We start from the raw sequence: 15240 nt of genomic DNA on the forward strand, positions 1-15240 counted from the left end.
AGGAGCAGTAGTTTGAGTGGGTACTCTCGGCATCTTGTTTTAAATATTCAGGGTATTTGGCACGAGACCCACTCAATTAAAAATAAGTGAGATCGGTTCCCAGTCATTAGTTGGCCTGTGTACTTTAGAAAGTTGTAAGGTGTGAAAAAAATGTGATGCCTCTGTGAATAATGGGGGATTTGTTGTAACGGTTTTAATACAAACAGTTGAGTGCTCGCCAGGCCGTCACTATCCAAAGATGCGCTGTCAGTGATCAATGATCGAGGTCCGGGCGCTGCCAGGGATCAACGTGCGTCATCAGGTTCAAAACGCGGTGCCTTCGCATGACATTCTCCCGGGCTGCAACGGCGATGGCATGACCGTGCTCAACGGTAATCGAGGCATCGACTTCTATGTGAGCGTCCACAATGATCATGTCGCCCATTTTTCGAGTACGTAGATCATGTACCCCTTTGATACCTGATGTTTGTTGGAGCGTATCGCGGATAGCTGCGATCTCTTGCTCATCTGCGGCACGGTCCATCAGGTCGTGCAATGAGTCCCAGGTGAAGGTCCAGCCCATTTTGGCAATCATGCCACCGACAACCAGCGCAGCAATGGGGTCAAGAATCGGGTAGCCCGCGAGGTTACCGGCAATGCCTATCCCAACCACCAAAGAGGAAGCGGCGTCGGAGCGCGCGTGCCAGGCATTGGCAACCAACAAGCTGGATTTAACTTTTTTGGCGACGCTCAGCATAAAGCGAAACAACAACTCCTTGGCCACCAACGCTGCCAAGGCAACCCACAATGCAGTCGCATGCACCGTCGGAATTGATTCGGGAGTTTCAAGCTTTAGTACCGCAGAGCCAATCATGCCGACACCCACGATCAACAACAGCAGTCCCAATACCATGGACGCCGCGGTCTCAAAACGCAGATGCCCATAGGGATGACCTTCGTCGGCATCCTGCTTGCTTTTATGGCTGGCAAACAACACGACAAAGTCAGCGATCAGGTCGGATAAGGAATGAATACCATCCGCGGCAAGTCCCTGGGACTTCGATAACAATCCAACGGCAATCTGGGTAAGCGAAAGTGCGATATTAACGATGACACTTACCCATGTGCATCGGGAGGCTGCCGCTGCACGCGCGAGTTGATTGTAGCCCTCGTCCTCGGAATCGCTGGAGAACTCTTCATGAATCATTACTTATGCCTTTAGTTGAGATTGATACTCGTTGTGTTACACGAGCAGCAGGGGGCGCTATTTGAATAGCCCAAAAGCATAATGCTTGTAAGAATCCTGGCGCAAGAATATACGCAGCATTAATAAGCGACGTGCAGGAAATATGACGGGGTCGTGGAGTGCAAAGTTGTAAATGCTAATATTTCACGTACTCAAACTTATTGGGTTTGGGTAGATTTGATGTTTCAAGTCGGGATGAGCCGCACGCGGTTTGGTAGCGTTTGCACATTACCGATTTTGGCCGTTCTTTGCCGATTCCCCACATTCAATCCAAAGCCCCCGTCAAACCGCGATCGCGAGCTGTCTCGATCTCTCGGCCTTATCCGGTGGCGCCCGATTCATCTGTGCCTGGAAGCAACGAGCCGAAGCAATGGCTTCGGCTCGCGTCCCAACAGTCTGGATTGGCTGGCTTATGCAACCACTCGATAACACGGCACATACGCCGCGCCGCCGGGCAGTTTCATCCGGTGCTGGGCAACGAAGGCCTTGAGCAACAGATCCAATGGCTGCATGACCGCCGCATCGCCCCGGATCTGGTAAGGCCCGTTTTCTTCGATCAGGCGGATGCCCTTGTCCTTGACGTTGCCGGCAACGATGCCGGAGAACGCGCGGCGCAGGTTGGCGGCCAGTTCGTGGGGTGGCAGGTCGCGGCTCAGTTTCAGGTTGGCCATGTTTTCGTGGGTCGGGTCGAACGGGCGCTGGAAGCCTTCGTCGATTTTCAGCAGCCAGTTGAAGTGGAACGCGTCATTGCGCTCGCGGCGGAACTGCTTGACCGCTTTGAGGCCCTGGGTCATCTGCCGTGCGACTTCGGCGGGGTCGTCGATGATGATTTCGTAGTGTTGTTTGGCGGTCTCGCCCAGGGTGGCACCGACGAAGGCGTCCAGTTGCTCCAGGTACGGCGCGGCGTGTTTCGGGCCGGTGAGGATGACCGGGAAGGGCAGGCCCTTGTTGTCCGGGTGCATCAGGATGCCGAGCAGGTACAGGAACTCTTCGGCGGTGCCGGCGCCGCCCGGGAAGATGATGATGCCGTGGCCGACGCGGACGAAGGCTTCCAGGCGCTTTTCGATGTCCGGCAGGATCACCAGTTCGTTGACGATCGGGTTCGGCGCCTCGGCGGCAATGATGCCCGGCTCGGTCAAGCCCAGGTAACGACCGCCATGGATGCGTTGCTTGGCGTGGGCGATGGTGGCGCCTTTCATCGGCCCCTTCATCACGCCGGGGCCGCAACCGGTGCAGATATCGAGGCTGCGAAGGCCCAGTTCGTGACCGACTTTCTTGGTGTATTTGTATTCTTCGGTGTTGATCGAGTGGCCGCCCCAGCACACCACGATCTTCGGCTCGACGCCAGGGCGCAGGGTGCGGGCATTACGCAGCAGGTGGAAGACGTAGTCGCTGATGCCCTGGGAGGTGCTCAGGTCGATGCGTTGGCTGTCGAGTTCGTTTTCGGTGTAGACGATGTCGCGCAGGGCGCTGAACAGCATTTCCCGGGTGCTGGCGATCATTTCGCCATCGACGAAGGCGTCGGCCGGGGCGTTCAGCAATTCCAGGCGTACACCGCGGTCCTGTTGGTGAATGCGGATTTCGAAGTCCTTGTAGGCTTCGAGAATGGTCTTGGCGTTATCGACGTGGGCGCCGGTGTTGAGGATGGCCAGGGCGCATTGGCGGAAGATGTCATAGGTGCTGCCGGATCCGGCTTCGCTCAGTTGTTGGACTTCCCGTTGGGAGAGGGTTTCCAGGCTGCCTTTAGGGCTGACCGAGGCGTTGATTACTTGTCGTTGGGACATTCAATGATCCTTAAAACGATGTCATTCCCACAGAAACAATGAATGACATCCGAATAGTGTGTATCCAGGAAAGAAGATGGCACTGATTGCACGGTCTCGCCACGTCCCCTTTTGACGATAAAAAGATGAAAAGGAGCCCCAGCATAGCTAAATCCCGCGCAGAGGCGATAATGCCCGCTATCTTTTTCCCTGCGACTGAAGGAAACCCGACGCAATGTTCGAAATCCAGCCGATGAACGCCGAAGCCTATCGTCAACAAACGCGGCGCAGTACGGTGATGATCGCCTTGATTTTCCTGGCGCTGGCCATGGCGCTGTCGACGTTGGCGGTGGCGGTGTTTGGTGAACCTGGCGGGGACAATCTTCGATTCAACATTGGCGGCGTGTTTGCCGCAGTGCTGGTGATGGCGGCGCTGATGCGCCAGGTGTTCTGGACCCGGCAATGGATGGCGCCAGCGGTCTACAGCTGGCAACTCAAGCGCAGCCTGATGAGCATCACTAACGTCATGCACCATGTCACCACGGCGGTGGCGGCGGGCGATCCGACGGCGATGAAGCTGTTGCGCTTCTATCATCTGGGGTTGAGCCAGATGCATCAACTGGATGGCAACTCCAGCGATCATGGGCAATTGAGCCGGGAAATGGAGCAGCACAAGGCGCGGATGGACGCGTTGGGAATCGATACCGAACAGACGCGGCTGGATCCGGCCTGGATAGAGACCGTGAAGCAGGCATCGCGTTAGACGCCGGCGTCTTCACACGCATTGAAGGAGCGAGGCATGGGGCATCCCTCCATTTACGAGCACATTGAAAAAAACCGCTCCGGGGTCGCGAGGCGCAAGATTCGCTCGGCCGTAACGCTGATGGTTGCCGTGTGCCTGTCGATGACGGTGATCGTGATCTGGGAAGCCTGGAGTTCGCGCCAGTACCATCTGCATGACAAGGAAGTGGCCATGTCCAACCTTGCGCAGACCCTGGCCTCGCAAGCGCAGTCGTCGATCAAGCAGGCCGATACGCTGCTGTTTGCGTTAGTCGATCGCCTGGAAAACGAGGGCATTGGGCCGGGGCAACTGGATCGCCTGCAACGCTTGCTCAGCGCCGAGCGCAGTGAGCTGAGCCAGATCCACGGCCTGTTCGTATATGACGAAAACGGGCGCTGGATCGTCAATTCGAACGGCGCCGAAGTGGGGGGCGCCAACAACTCGGACCGTGAATATTTCATCTACCACCGTGACCATCCCGACCGTGGGCCGCACATTGGACCGTCGATAAAGAGCCGTTCCACTGGCGAATGGATCATGACGGTCTCGCGCCGGGTCAATCATCCGGATGGCCGTTTTGCCGGCGTGGCGCTGGCGACGATCTATCTCAACCACTTCCTGCAGCTCTATGACAGCATCGACATGGGCGATAACGGTGTCATCAACCTGATCGCGGACGATGCCAGCATTATCGTGCGGCGTCCCTTCAATGAAGCGGATATCGGCACCAGCCTGGCCAAAAGCACACTGTTCACCCGGTTGTTGCCTACCGCCGGATCGGGGACGGCATCGACCAGTTCCATCATTGACGATGTCGAGCGAGTCATCGGGTATCGGCGGGTCGAGGGTTATCCCTTGATCGTTTTCGCCGCGCTGGACAAAGCAGAAGTTCTGGCGGGCTGGCGCAGGCAGTCCTTGCTCAGCGCGGGGGTCGTCTTGCTGTTGTTGGGGTTTTCCGGCGTACTCGGTTATCGCCTGATCAAGTTGATGAAACAGCAGGATCGTGCGCGGGTCGAGCTGCTCGGCACCCAGGACAAGCTCCTTGAGCTCAACCGCAACCTTGAGTTGCTGGCGCTGGAGGACGCATTGACAGGGCTGGCCAACCGCCGCCAGTTCGATTTGTTCATCCACTCGGAAATGGGGCGCGCGCGGCGCAACGTGACGGGCCTGGCGCTGCTGATGATCGATGTCGATTATTTCAAGGCATTCAACGATCAGTACGGCCATCTGGCCGGAGATGAGTGCTTGCGCAGTATCAGTGCAATCATCATCGACAATATCAAGCGCCCGGGGGACCTGGCGGCCCGGTTCGGTGGCGAGGAGTTTGCGGTGGTGCTGCCTGGCACCGATTACGTGGGGGCGTTTCTGGTGGCGGAAAACATCCGTCGCGCGGTGGAAGCGGCCGACCTCGAGCACAGTGAAAGCCCCGATGGCAGGGTGACCGTAAGCGTCGGCGTGTGTGGCTACAATCCGGCCTCACAAGAGCAGACCGAGGACTTGATCGGTGCCGCCGACAAGGCGCTCTACGTGGCCAAGACCAGCGGCCGCAACATGAGTGTGATTGCCAACTGACACTCAGACAAAGCGATCACTGCCCTGAACCAGTTTGGTGGCCAGGTACGACTGCTTGAGCTTTTCCAGCCACCAGTCCAGAGCGCGACCGTCATGATCACCGCGCCAGCCGGCGTACAGCACGTTGGGCTCGCGAGGGTCGGCCATCTGCTTTTCAATCAGCGCACCACTCTTGAGCAACGAGCCGACCCGGTGCCTCGGCAGCCAACCCACACCCAATCCGTCGCACTGCGCGAGGATTTTCGCGCGCATGGTCGGCACCGCCAGCATGGGTTGTCCGCCGGACACGCCGTAGGTACTGCCCTCGGTAGACCTGGATGAATCGGCCACGACAATCGCCCGGTGTCGGGCTACCTCGGCACGAGAAACCGGTTCCCTGGCCTTGGCCAGCGGATGCTTCGGCGACACCGCGAACACCCACTCCATTTCACCCAACTGCATCCAGCGCAAGGACGGGATCGCCGGTGGTTCGTTGGTGGCGCCGATGATCAGGTCCGCGCGCCCTTCACGCAGGGCTTCCCAGACCCCTCGCAGTACTTCCTGGGTGATGCGCAGCGGGACACCGGAACCCAGCGCGTCGAACTCATGAATCACCGGCATCAATGTCTCGAATTCCAGCAGTTCGTCAGTGACGATCCACAATCGACTCTCCCAGCCGTTGGCCACTTGCTGCACCCGTTGCGTCAGGCGCGACACATCCTGCATCAGCCGCGCCGCTTCGTTCACCAGCAACTCGCCGGCGGGGGTGAGTTGCAGGCGATAGCGACGGCGATCGAAGAGCAGCGCATCGAAACGCTCTTCCAGTTGCCGGGCGGCATAGGACACCGTGGACGGCGCTTTGCCGAGGTGGGCGGCGGCCCGTGACAGGCTGCCGGTTTCGCGGATGGCCTCCAGCAAGGCCATGTCTTCAATCGACAGCATGTTTTTCAATCCTCAATCGAGCACGCCACTATTGCGGGAGCCACCCTCGGCAGTTCACACCCGGTGTCTCAGGGCGTACGGCGTAATTGCCACTGGCGGAACAATCGAAGATAGACCAGCCCGTTGATCAGCAGCACTACGCTGCCCAAACCCAGTTGTATGCCCGGTGTCAGCCCGTCCGGATAAATGACCGGCCAGACGTAATGTTCGATGAAACCAGCGCCATAGCCGCTTTGCCCGGCGGCATGGCGCAGCCGGTTTTCCCAGTCGGTGAGCGGGCAAGGCAGGTGGAAGAATTCCACCGCCATACCCCACAGCGCGGCGGGCAGGTGCCACCAGGCCAGGCAGCGCCATTTGAGCACCAGCAGCCCGCCAAACACGACGAACAGAATGAACGACAGATGAAACAGTACCAGCCCGTCGGCGGCGATTCGGTAGAGCATGTCGACTCCCGGACGCATCAGGCGAATCGTTCCATGGTACTCGGGCGGGTAGCGGGTGCTCTATCGATTGTCGTGCGCCAGCGCGCCGAGCACCTCCTTCAATCGCGTCACCATGGCCTCGCTGCTGCGTTGCATCGGCGCGCGCAGTTCATCCTCGATCAAGCCTTCGAGGGCCAGGGCGGTTTTCACCGGGGCGGGATTGGGTTCGATGAACAGGCTCTGGATCAGTGGCAGCAACCGGAAGAAGGTCACACGCCCGGCGGCCAGTTGGTTGTCGCGGATCTGTCGATACAGCTGGACGAACAGTTCCGGATGAACGTGCGCCGACGCCGCGATGGCCCCTTTGGCACCCAGGCAAAGGGCGCTGAAAATCTGGTTGTCTTCACCGCACAGCACATCAACCAGGCCACTGGACAGCAGCGCGAGGGTACTGGTCAGGTTGCCGCCGCAGTCCTTGATCGCGACGATGCGCTCGTGGGCGACGATGTTGAGCAGGGTCGCCTGTTCGAAAGTCACGCCGGTGCGGTAAGGGATGTCGTAGAGAATCAGCGGCACGCTGGAAGCATCCGCGACGGTCTGGAAAAACGCTTCGAGCCCCGCCTGGGACGGGCGGATGTAGTACGGCGGCGGCACCAGCAAACCGGCCACCGGGCGCTTCAGGATCTCGCGCTGGAACTGCAGCAATTCGCTCAGGTTGTTGCCGGCCAGGCCCATGACCACGCGATTGGCCGGTACTTGCTCGAGCACGGCATCGAGCACCGCCAGTTGCTCCTGTTTGCTCATGGCCGCCGGTTCGCCGGTGGTGCCACAGACAATCAGGCCATCGACGCCTTTTTCCAGCAGGTGGCCGACCAGTCGGCGCAAAGCGACGAAATCGATGGCACCGTTGTGGAACGGCGTGACGAGTGGAACCCAGATACCTTGAAACGATGACATGCGATGACTCCTGAAGGTTTGACCGATTTCGTCACCGTCAGAAGCGTAGTAGGAAGCAAGCAAGGGGAGGGTGGTCCGTCGCGCTCAATGTCCTGTCAGCTCATCTGACGGGACAGCGCGCCCCGGTCACATGAGCGACTGTTTCTTCGATTTGAGGGCGTGCGCAACGCAACCTTGCGCCTTGGCATTCAAGCCAATGACGTCAATGTTGAGGTTGAAGGTTGCGGACATGTTTGCTTACACCCTGATTGAGGCGCTCAGTTTTAAAAGGCGGCGCCGGGTTTGTCAATCACGAAAATCTGCAAACGCTGCGCGCATGCGTCCGTTGCGCTTGGCCTGGTACAGCAATTTGTCGACCTGTTCGACGAACGCCAGTGCCGTGGTGTGCTGCGTTGCGTGGGTAGTACCGACCCCAAGGCTCAGGCTGAGCAGCGGCGATACCGCGGAAAATTCGTGGGGAATCTGCTGCTGGCGAATCAGGTGCAGGCACTTGTTGGCCACCAAACGGGCGGATTCGGCATCGGTTTCCGGCAGCAGCCAGACGAACTCTTCACCGCCGATGCGGGCGATGAAATCCCGTGGTCGATTCGCCGCCAGCGACAACGTGCGCGCCACGCGGCGCAGGCATTCGTCACCCTTGATGTGGCCGTAATGGTCGTTGTACTGCTTGAAATAATCGATATCCAGCACGATCACCGACAGCGGCGCGCCGCTGCGCTGGGCACTGCTCCATTCCCGTTCCAGCACGGTGTCGAACATGCGCCGGTTGGCGATGCCCGTCAGGCCATCCTGGAAGGAATACTCTTCGAGCTGTTTTTGCAGGCGTAGCAGGTGCTCTTCGGTTTTCTTGCGTTCACTGATGTCGAACATGAACCCGACCAGCGCCTCGACCTCGCCGTCCTTGCGCACCACGTGCACCACATCGCGAATCCACACGTATTCGCCGCTGCGGGTCAGTGCCCGGTAATCCGCCTCGTGATCGACGCCGGCACGGGATTGCGAGACGCAGAACTCCACCACATAGGCGCGATCGTCCGGGTGCATGCGTTCGACCCAGTCATTGACCCCGACCCAGCTGTCCTGCGCCCAGCCCAGCAGGCTCTCGATCTGCGGCCCGATGTAGCTGAAGGTCATGGTCTTCCAGTCGATTCGCCAGGGGATCGCCTTGGTCGACTCAAGCAGGGTTTTGTAGACGTCGCTGTCGGTTTCGACTGAATGCATGAACGGCCGCACCTTGAGGGGAAAAATGCAGCGCCATCATGTTGCTACTATTGAGCCGGCGCAAGCGGGCAGCCGATGAATGGCAATATGCGCAAGATAGTTCAAGCCAACGGCGGCCAGTGCTGGCACAGTTTGCCGTCCTTCACTGGTTGTAGAGCGTTATGTCCAACTCACTCATGCCGCGCAGTGCGTTCCTTCGCGGCGCCGCAGCGATCATGCCGCTGTCCCTGGCCACCGCACCCTGGGGGCTGCTGGCCGGCTCCATGGCCATCGAAGCCAACCTCACCCCCCTGCAAGGCCAGGGTTTGTCGAGCATCGTGTTTGCCGGCGCCGCGCAATTGGTGGCCATCGGCATGCTCAAGGGCGGCGCCGGGATTTTTTCGATCCTGCTGACCACACTTTTGCTGACCTCCCAACACCTGCTTTATGGAATGAGCCTGCGTTCGGTGATTTCGCCGCTGCCGGGTCGCTGGCGGGCAGGATTGGGCTTTCTGCTCACCGATGAGTTGTTCGCCCTGACCAGTCAGCATGACAAGCAACAGTTCAACCGCTGGTACGCCCTCGGGGTCGGCTTGACGTTCTACGTCGCCTGGAACCTCTTTACCCTGGCCGGCATCGTGCTCGGCAGCAGCATTCCAGGCCTTGAGCACCTGGGGCTGGACTTCTCCATCGCCGCCACCTTCATCGCCCTGATCACCCCGGTGGTGCGCAATGTGCCGACGGTGGTGTGTGTTGCGGTGTCGCTGTTCTGTTCGGTGCTGTTCAGCTACTGGCAATGGGGCTCGGCGCTGGTGTTGTCGGGGTTGGCGGGCATGAGCGCCGGTTTTATCTGCAATAAATTCTACGGTGGACGCACATGATGGTCTGGGCAGTGATTTTCGGGATGGGCGCGTTGGTGTTCCTCAACCGCTATGTGTTTCTGGAACCGCGCCTGCCGGTGCGCTTGAGCAGCAATGCCCGACAGTTCCTGGGCTTTGCCGTACCGGGGATGTTGACCGCGATCTGCGGGCCGATTGTGTTCATGCCGGAGAAGCAGCTGAATCTGCATTGGGACAACCCGTACCTGATCAGCTCGCTGGTGGCCGTGGGCCTGGTGCTGTACACCCGCAACACCTTGCTCAGCATGCTGTTGAGCATGGGCTTCTTCTTTTTGCTGCGAGGGTGGCTGTGAGCCGGGTTCGGGAAATTGTTCTACGCTTAAAGTTGATGACCGATCCCTTCAGGAAGAGAGGTGAACATGGCAACTGACCCAAAGCGTCCGGACCTTGACGACGACACGGATGAACCGACCGAAGAAGAGCTCGAGGAGCAGAAGCACTCGCAGCAGACATGGAAACATGACGACAGCCGCGAGCTGTCGGAGCGCGACATAGAGATACCTTTGAAGCCCTGACCGGGCCGCGTACAAATCAGCCCCGTCATCGAACGGGGCTTTTCAATTCTGTCAGACCGCCTCATTCCAGCGAATCTGGGTGATTCCCAGTTGCCGTGCCTCGACGCGCGCCGTTTCGAGGGAAGAATGTGCAGTCAGTTGAAACTCGTGCTGCGGGAACGCGTGGGCGTAGGCCGAATGAATGGCGTCGACCTCCGAGAATTTTACCGCCAGCTTGAAGAAGTGCTGTCGCACACCGTCGAGCAGGTAATGCACGGCATAAGGGATGAGCTCGCTCATGGATTCCTCCGAAGCCAACGGTGGCCTGGACGCGATAGTCGAGAAGAGGATTCGGAGAGCCCTGCATCCCCATCAGACTGACATGAATGACATGTTCAAGTTATTTCATCAATCAAGGTGGCTGCCTGGTTTCTGACGTTGCCAACCGCTTTGCTCACCCTGTGCCATTGAAATGCATCGCTGCCTTCACCCTGCAAAAGTACCAACTGCTCGGCGCGCTCCTTTGGGGTGGCCGGGTCCAGCCATTCCCGCGCCAGCTCGGCCGACAGCACGACGGGGCGGCGATCGTGAATGTCCAGCAAGCCGCCGGCGCTGTCGGCGGTGATGATGACAAAACCGTCATCGTCCCGAGGCGCGGCGCCGCCAACGGGGAATTGTCCGATTGCCGCGCAGTAGATCGGTCCCCGGTCGCGTCGTCGGATCAGCCAGGGTTGCCGGGTGCCGTCGCCGGCGTCCACCCATTCGAACCAGTTGTCGATCGGGCAGATTGCCCGGTGCGGCCAGATTGCCCGGAAAAACGGGCCATGGGCGACTTTCTCGACCCGCGCGTTGATCGGTGGCGCGCGATCCTTCGCCCAGTGCGGGCGCCAGCCCCAGCGCTGTGGGTCAGCATGCAAGCCGTCGTTCTCCAGATGCAGCAATGCAAGTTGCGTGGTGGGCGCAGCGTTGTAGCGCGCCAAGGGTTCATCGCCAACGTGATTGATCATCGCGTCGGGAATGCTCAGCGCTGCGACGAAATCGTGGATGCCTCGATACTGCGACAGCCTTCCGCACATCGACCGAACCCTCCGGATTGGAGTGTTCAGCATAGTTGCTTCCTGCAGGCGCCAGGCGCCTTCAGGATTTGGCATGCAGGTTCAGATCACATGCGCCCGCTGCAACTCGGTCAACGACAACGCTTTGAGTTGCGCCAGCAGCGGGTCCCGGCGGTCACGGGGATGCGCCAGTTCTACCGCCAGCTCCTGGCGAATGCTGCTGGGGCGATTGTCCATGACCAACACGCGATCACTGAGGTACAGCGCTTCATCGACATCATGGGTCACCAACAGCAAGGCGATGGCGTGGCGCTCGGCCAGTTGTAGCAGCAAGTCCTGCAGTTTCATGCGGGTAAAGGCGTCTACCGCGCTGAAGGGTTCGTCGAGCAGCAACACTTGCGGCCGCGAATAAAGGCCACGGGCGATGGCCACCCGTTGCGCCATGCCGCCGGAAAGGGCCTTGGGCAGGGCCTGGGCAAAACCACCGAGGCCGACTTCCTCGATCAACTGCGCGACCCAGGCCTTGTCGTAATGGTTGTCGGCGCTGAAACCGATGTTCTGTTCGACCGTCAGCCAGGGCATCAGGCGTGGTTCCTGGAATACGAACGCTACTTCACCGGCGCGGCTGCGCAGTTCGCCCTGGAAGTCCTTCTCCAGTCCGGCGACGATCCGCAACAAGGTGCTTTTGCCGCAACCGCTGGGGCCGAGCAGGCTGACGGTTTCCCGAGGCAGCAACTGCAAGTGGATGTTGTTGAGCACGGTGGTGGCGGCGAAGGTTTTGCGCTCGACGCGAATATCCAGCAAGTGTTCGGTCATGGCTCAATCCTCTGTGCTGTGGCCGTTGAATGTGTCGCGCCAGGCCAGGAAACGTTTCTCCAGGCTGGCCAGCAGGCCGTCGCTGAGTTTGCCCAGCAGCGCCAGCACAATGATTGCCGCCAGGACGATGTCCGGACGGGAAGTCTCGCGACCGTCACTGAGCAAATAACCCAGGCCTTTGGTTGCCGCGATCAACTCGGCGGCCACCAGAAACATCCACGCCAGACTCAGGCCGCTGCGCAGCCCGGTGAACAGGCCGGGCAGGGCGGCGGGCAGCAGAATCCGCTGCACCAGTCGGCCGTGGCTGAAACCGTACATCTGCCCGACCTCCACCAGTTTGCGGTCGATGTTGCGGATTGCCGCGACGCCATTGAGGTACACCGGAAAGAACGCGCCGATGGCAATCAGGACAATTTTCGAAGTCTCGTCGATCCCCAGCCACAGCAACAACAACGGTACCCAGGCCAGGCTGGGAATCGCACGCAGGCCGGCGAATGTCGGTTCCAGCCAGGCTTCGGCTTCCCGGCTCAGCCCGACCCAGGCAGCGAATACCAGGGCCAGGCTGGCGCCGATGGCGAAACCGAGCAAGACGCGCAGCAGGCTGGCGCTGATGTGTTTCCACAAGGCGCCCTCGGCCAGATCCCTCAAGGTCAGGGCAATGTCGCTCGGCGCCGGCATCTGGTAGGACGGCAACCAACCGACACGTACGACGATTTCCAGCACGAGGATGATCAGCGCCGGCAGCGCCAGCGCCTTCAGGCGCAGGCGCCAGGCGTTGTTCAGCCGACGCGGGGCAGGCAATGCCAGGTGGGCTGGCAGGTTTTTGGTTTTGCTGGACATGGGATTCTCCGGTGATGACGAATCCGCGGCGGGCGCGGATTCAGTCTTGACCGTTGGCAGGTATTTACTGGCGAGCGACGGTTTCTTTGAAACCGGTGTCGATCAGTTGGTCGATGACTTGATCGACATTCACCCCGCGCCGCACAAGCTCTTCGGAAACCAGAATCGGCGCCGCTGCCTTGGAGGCGAGCACGTCCCTGGCGGTCAGTTGCGGGTTGCTCAGGTCGGTGCGCGACAGTTGCAGCCTGGCCACTTCCAGCGGCAGCCCGGATTCGGTGGCGAGCAGTTTCGCCAGCTCTTCAGGATTTTTTACCGCCCATTCCCGCGCCTGTTCGTACGCCTTGAGCACGGTGTCGATGGTGTGTGGATGCTCCTTGGCATAGCGGTCAGTGACGCTGACCACGCCATAGCTGTTGAAGTCGGTATTGCGGTACAGCAGGCGCGAGCCGGCCTGGACCTGGCTGGCGGCCATGTGCGGATCGAGCCCGGCCCAGGCATCGACATCACCTTTTTCCAGTGCGGCGCGACCGTCCGGGTGCTGCAAGTGCACCAGTTCCACATCGTCTTTGTTCAGGCCGGCCTGTTGCAGGCTGCGCAGGGTGAAGAGGTAAGGGTCGGTGCCTTTGGTGGCGGCGATTTTCTTGCCTTTGAGGTCGGCCACGGTTGTGTACGGTGAATCCTTGCGCACCACGAGCGCAGTCCACTCGGCGCGGCTGTAGACGTAAACCGATTTGATCGGACTGCCATTGGCGCGACTGAGCACGGCGGCGAGGCTGGCAGAGGAGGCGAAGTCGACGCCGCCGCTGTTGAGGTATTCCAGCGAGCGGTTACTGCCCTGGCTAAGCACCCAGCTGATCTTGGTCTGCGGCAGGGCTTTCTCCAGAAAACCGAAATGCTTGAGCGCCAGGCTGACCGGTGAGTAATAGGCGTAGTCCAGGTGCACTTCGGCCGGCGGTGCTTCAGCTGCCTGGGCCGTGGGTTGCAGGCTCAGGGCCAGGGCGCAGGCGCTGAGCAGATACCGGATGGCGGGAAAACGGGCGATCGATTTCATGTAGCGGCTCCTGGCGAGATTCTTATATCCAAAAAAATAATTTATTCGAGTGCTTCCTGCATAAAAGGAATATTGCAGGCTCTGTGCCATGTTCTCGAAGTCGCGCTTTATCAGGGCTTTGCCATTGAGGTGGGGGCGTCGGGGTGTACGGCAGAGAGCACTCTGTTGAGTCGCTGTTGCTGAGCCAACACCGCGCAATGCGGGTCATTAGCTTATGCATAAATAGAATTTAAACGCTTCTTGTAAGAGCGTTATGGTCTAGCGAAATCACTTTCAAGGAGCCCCCGATGAACCTCTCCCGATTCGTGCGCGGTCTGTTGACCAGCGCGTTGTTTGCCGCACCACTGGCCTACGCCGCCGAGCCGGTCGTCCTGCACGTCGGCGATCAGAACTACTACAACGTGCGCGCCTCGGTGGAAGCCTCGGGTGTACTGGAAGGCGCGCCGTATACCGTTGACTGGAAGCACTTCCAGGCCGCCGCGCCGCTGGCGGAAGCGTTGAGCACCGGCGCGCTGGACCTGGGTTTTCTCGGTGATTCGGGGTTCCTGTTCCTCGCCGCCAAGCAGGCGCCGGTCAAGCTGATCGGTGTCTCGCGGCAGAACCCGGACACCATCGCCGTGCTGGTGCCCAAGGATTCGCCGGTGAAAACCATCGCTGATCTCAAGGGCAAGAAAGTCGCTTACTGGCCCGGTGCCTGGAGCCAGCAATTGACCTTGCGTGCCCTGGAAACAGCCAACTTGCCGCAAGACTATGTCGACTTCATCAAACTGATGCCGATCGATGCCGCCGCCGCATTGCCCCAGGGCAGCATCGATGCCTTCCCGGTCTGGGAACCCTACATTTCCCAGCAAATCCTGTTCTCCGGTGCCCGGCCGATCCTCACGGCCAAGAACCTGATGCCGGGCCTGAGCGCCATCGCCGCGTCGACGCCTTCGATCGACAGCAAGCGTGAAGCCATCGCTGACTTTCTGGGGCGCCTGAAGAAGGCCCGAGCCTGGGTCGACAACCACACCGACGAATACGCTGACCTCTGGGCGAAGAAAGCCAACCTCGATCAGGACGTTTCCCGGCATTGGTTGCGCCAGGCGCACATGTCCGTCGGCCCGGTGGACGCCCAGGCCGCCAAGGACTTGCAGAGCACCGCGGACTTCCTGTTCAAGGTCAAGGCGCTGCCGAACGAGTTGGCCACCGCACCGATCATCGACGACTCGTTCCAGCAGTCTTTTAGCCACTAACCGCTGTTT

At 59.9% G+C, this 15240-nt stretch carries 17 protein-coding genes; 6 read left to right on the forward strand and 11 right to left on the reverse strand.

The genetic code is table 11. The features are described from left to right. Positions 1–253: 253 nt before the first annotated feature. Entirely contained in the window at positions 254–1186 is a 933-nt protein-coding gene (locus ACX3YF_RS21735; RefSeq protein WP_458974232.1) for a cation diffusion facilitator family transporter, read from the reverse strand. 449 nt (positions 1187–1635) lie between these two features. Next, positions 1636–3009: a nucleotide 5'-monophosphate nucleosidase PpnN gene (ppnN, locus tag ACX3YF_RS21740; RefSeq protein ID WP_130205374.1), complete on the reverse strand. Its 1374-nt coding sequence runs from the start codon at positions 3007–3009 to the stop codon at positions 1636–1638. 214 nt (positions 3010–3223) lie between these two features. Here ppnN and ACX3YF_RS21745 point away from each other — a divergent pair, with 214 nt between their 5' ends. Together ACX3YF_RS21745 and ACX3YF_RS21750 are read left to right on the forward strand one after the other, a co-directional pair. Beyond that, positions 3224–3751: a DUF3087 domain-containing protein gene (locus tag ACX3YF_RS21745; RefSeq protein ID WP_448646817.1), complete on the forward strand. Its 528-nt coding sequence runs from the start codon at positions 3224–3226 to the stop codon at positions 3749–3751. Between the two features lie 36 nt (positions 3752–3787). Continuing rightward, positions 3788–5341, forward strand: coding sequence for a sensor domain-containing diguanylate cyclase (locus ACX3YF_RS21750; RefSeq protein ID WP_130205370.1), 1554 nt, complete (start codon positions 3788–3790; stop codon positions 5339–5341). Positions 5342–5344: 3 nt separating this feature from the next. Here ACX3YF_RS21750 and ACX3YF_RS21755 read toward each other — a convergent pair whose 3' ends face one another. From ACX3YF_RS21755 to ACX3YF_RS21770, 4 genes are all read right to left on the reverse strand, one after another. After that, entirely contained in the window at positions 5345–6262 is a 918-nt protein-coding gene (locus tag ACX3YF_RS21755) for a LysR family transcriptional regulator (RefSeq protein ID WP_448646815.1), read from the reverse strand. A 68-nt stretch (positions 6263–6330) separates the two neighbouring features. Further along, positions 6331–6705: a DUF2784 domain-containing protein gene (locus tag ACX3YF_RS21760; RefSeq protein WP_448646814.1), complete on the reverse strand. Its 375-nt coding sequence runs from the start codon at positions 6703–6705 to the stop codon at positions 6331–6333. Positions 6706–6765: 60 nt separating this feature from the next. Then, positions 6766–7641: a 4-hydroxy-tetrahydrodipicolinate synthase gene (gene dapA / locus ACX3YF_RS21765; protein WP_130205366.1), complete on the reverse strand. Its 876-nt coding sequence runs from the start codon at positions 7639–7641 to the stop codon at positions 6766–6768. A gap of 285 nt (positions 7642–7926) precedes the next feature. After that, positions 7927–8862 carry a GGDEF domain-containing protein gene (locus ACX3YF_RS21770; protein WP_288100244.1) on the reverse strand — a complete coding sequence of 312 codons (936 nt, stop codon included), beginning with the start codon at positions 8860–8862 and terminating at the stop codon, positions 7927–7929. Positions 8863–9023: 161 nt separating this feature from the next. Between ACX3YF_RS21770 and ACX3YF_RS21775 the strand changes: the two genes are divergently transcribed. From ACX3YF_RS21775 to ACX3YF_RS21785, 3 genes are all read left to right on the forward strand, one after another. Next, on the forward strand, positions 9024–9722 hold the full coding sequence (locus ACX3YF_RS21775) for an AzlC family ABC transporter permease (RefSeq protein WP_103404754.1): 699 nt from the start codon (positions 9024–9026) through the stop codon (positions 9720–9722). Beyond that, complete coding sequence (locus tag ACX3YF_RS21780; protein ID WP_189340332.1) at positions 9722–10033, forward strand: AzlD domain-containing protein; 312 nt, start codon at positions 9722–9724, stop codon at positions 10031–10033. The genes ACX3YF_RS21775 and ACX3YF_RS21780 overlap by 1 nt, the downstream gene beginning before the upstream one ends. Before the next feature lie 66 nt (positions 10034–10099). Beyond that, a complete protein-coding gene (locus tag ACX3YF_RS21785; protein WP_189340318.1) occupies positions 10100–10255 on the forward strand; it encodes a hypothetical protein in 156 nt (51 codons plus the stop codon). Positions 10256–10306: 51 nt separating this feature from the next. On the opposite strand, the gene ACX3YF_RS21790 is transcribed toward ACX3YF_RS21785, so the two are convergent. From ACX3YF_RS21790 to ACX3YF_RS21810, 5 genes are all read right to left on the reverse strand, one after another. After that, positions 10307–10534, reverse strand: a complete 228-nt coding sequence (locus ACX3YF_RS21790) for a hypothetical protein (RefSeq protein ID WP_130205360.1) — start codon at positions 10532–10534, stop codon at positions 10307–10309. A 95-nt stretch (positions 10535–10629) separates the two neighbouring features. Then, positions 10630–11310, reverse strand: coding sequence for an SOS response-associated peptidase family protein (locus tag ACX3YF_RS21795; RefSeq protein WP_130205459.1), 681 nt, complete (start codon positions 11308–11310; stop codon positions 10630–10632). Positions 11311–11391: 81 nt separating this feature from the next. Next, positions 11392–12105, reverse strand: a complete 714-nt coding sequence (locus tag ACX3YF_RS21800) for an ABC transporter ATP-binding protein (protein WP_130205358.1) — start codon at positions 12103–12105, stop codon at positions 11392–11394. A 3-nt stretch (positions 12106–12108) separates the two neighbouring features. Further along, entirely contained in the window at positions 12109–12945 is an 837-nt protein-coding gene (locus ACX3YF_RS21805; protein ID WP_458974233.1) for an ABC transporter permease, read from the reverse strand. A gap of 64 nt (positions 12946–13009) precedes the next feature. Further along, positions 13010–13996: an aliphatic sulfonate ABC transporter substrate-binding protein gene (locus ACX3YF_RS21810; protein ID WP_130205354.1), complete on the reverse strand. Its 987-nt coding sequence runs from the start codon at positions 13994–13996 to the stop codon at positions 13010–13012. Positions 13997–14283: 287 nt separating this feature from the next. On the opposite strand from ACX3YF_RS21810, the gene ACX3YF_RS21815 reads away from it, so the two are divergent. Further along, positions 14284–15231, forward strand: coding sequence for an ABC transporter substrate-binding protein (locus ACX3YF_RS21815; RefSeq protein ID WP_458974234.1), 948 nt, complete (start codon positions 14284–14286; stop codon positions 15229–15231). Positions 15232–15240 lie beyond the last annotated feature (9 nt).

It is taken from the genome of Pseudomonas fluorescens group sp. PF-69 (assembly GCF_054481235.1).

Excerpts from the sequence above, each read along its gene's own strand:
- ACX3YF_RS21790 (WP_130205360.1), bottom strand. The coding sequence starts at position 10,534 with ATGAGCGAGCTCATCCCTTATGCCGTGCATTACCTGCTCGACGGTGTG.
- ACX3YF_RS21785 (WP_189340318.1), top strand. The coding sequence starts at position 10,100 with ATGGCAACTGACCCAAAGCGTCCGGACCTTGACGACGACACGGATGAA.
- ACX3YF_RS21735 (WP_458974232.1), bottom strand. The coding sequence starts at position 1,186 with ATGATTCATGAAGAGTTCTCCAGCGATTCCGAGGACGAGGGCTACAAT.
- ACX3YF_RS21775 (WP_103404754.1), top strand. The coding sequence starts at position 9,024 with ATGTCCAACTCACTCATGCCGCGCAGTGCGTTCCTTCGCGGCGCCGCA.
- ACX3YF_RS21795 (WP_130205459.1), bottom strand. The coding sequence starts at position 11,310 with ATGTGCGGAAGGCTGTCGCAGTATCGAGGCATCCACGATTTCGTCGCA.
- ACX3YF_RS21745 (WP_448646817.1), top strand. The coding sequence starts at position 3,224 with ATGTTCGAAATCCAGCCGATGAACGCCGAAGCCTATCGTCAACAAACG.
- ACX3YF_RS21750 (WP_130205370.1), top strand. The coding sequence starts at position 3,788 with ATGGGGCATCCCTCCATTTACGAGCACATTGAAAAAAACCGCTCCGGG.
- ACX3YF_RS21755 (WP_448646815.1), bottom strand. The coding sequence starts at position 6,262 with ATGCTGTCGATTGAAGACATGGCCTTGCTGGAGGCCATCCGCGAAACC.
- ACX3YF_RS21800 (WP_130205358.1), bottom strand. The coding sequence starts at position 12,105 with ATGACCGAACACTTGCTGGATATTCGCGTCGAGCGCAAAACCTTCGCC.
- ACX3YF_RS21770 (WP_288100244.1), bottom strand. The coding sequence starts at position 8,862 with ATGCATTCAGTCGAAACCGACAGCGACGTCTACAAAACCCTGCTTGAG.
- dapA (WP_130205366.1), bottom strand. The coding sequence starts at position 7,641 with ATGTCATCGTTTCAAGGTATCTGGGTTCCACTCGTCACGCCGTTCCAC.
- ppnN (WP_130205374.1), bottom strand. The coding sequence starts at position 3,009 with ATGTCCCAACGACAAGTAATCAACGCCTCGGTCAGCCCTAAAGGCAGC.
- ACX3YF_RS21815 (WP_458974234.1), top strand. The coding sequence starts at position 14,284 with ATGAACCTCTCCCGATTCGTGCGCGGTCTGTTGACCAGCGCGTTGTTT.
- ACX3YF_RS21760 (WP_448646814.1), bottom strand. The coding sequence starts at position 6,705 with ATGCTCTACCGAATCGCCGCCGACGGGCTGGTACTGTTTCATCTGTCG.
- ACX3YF_RS21810 (WP_130205354.1), bottom strand. The coding sequence starts at position 13,996 with ATGAAATCGATCGCCCGTTTTCCCGCCATCCGGTATCTGCTCAGCGCC.
- ACX3YF_RS21780 (WP_189340332.1), top strand. The coding sequence starts at position 9,722 with ATGGTCTGGGCAGTGATTTTCGGGATGGGCGCGTTGGTGTTCCTCAAC.
- ACX3YF_RS21805 (WP_458974233.1), bottom strand. The coding sequence starts at position 12,945 with ATGTCCAGCAAAACCAAAAACCTGCCAGCCCACCTGGCATTGCCTGCC.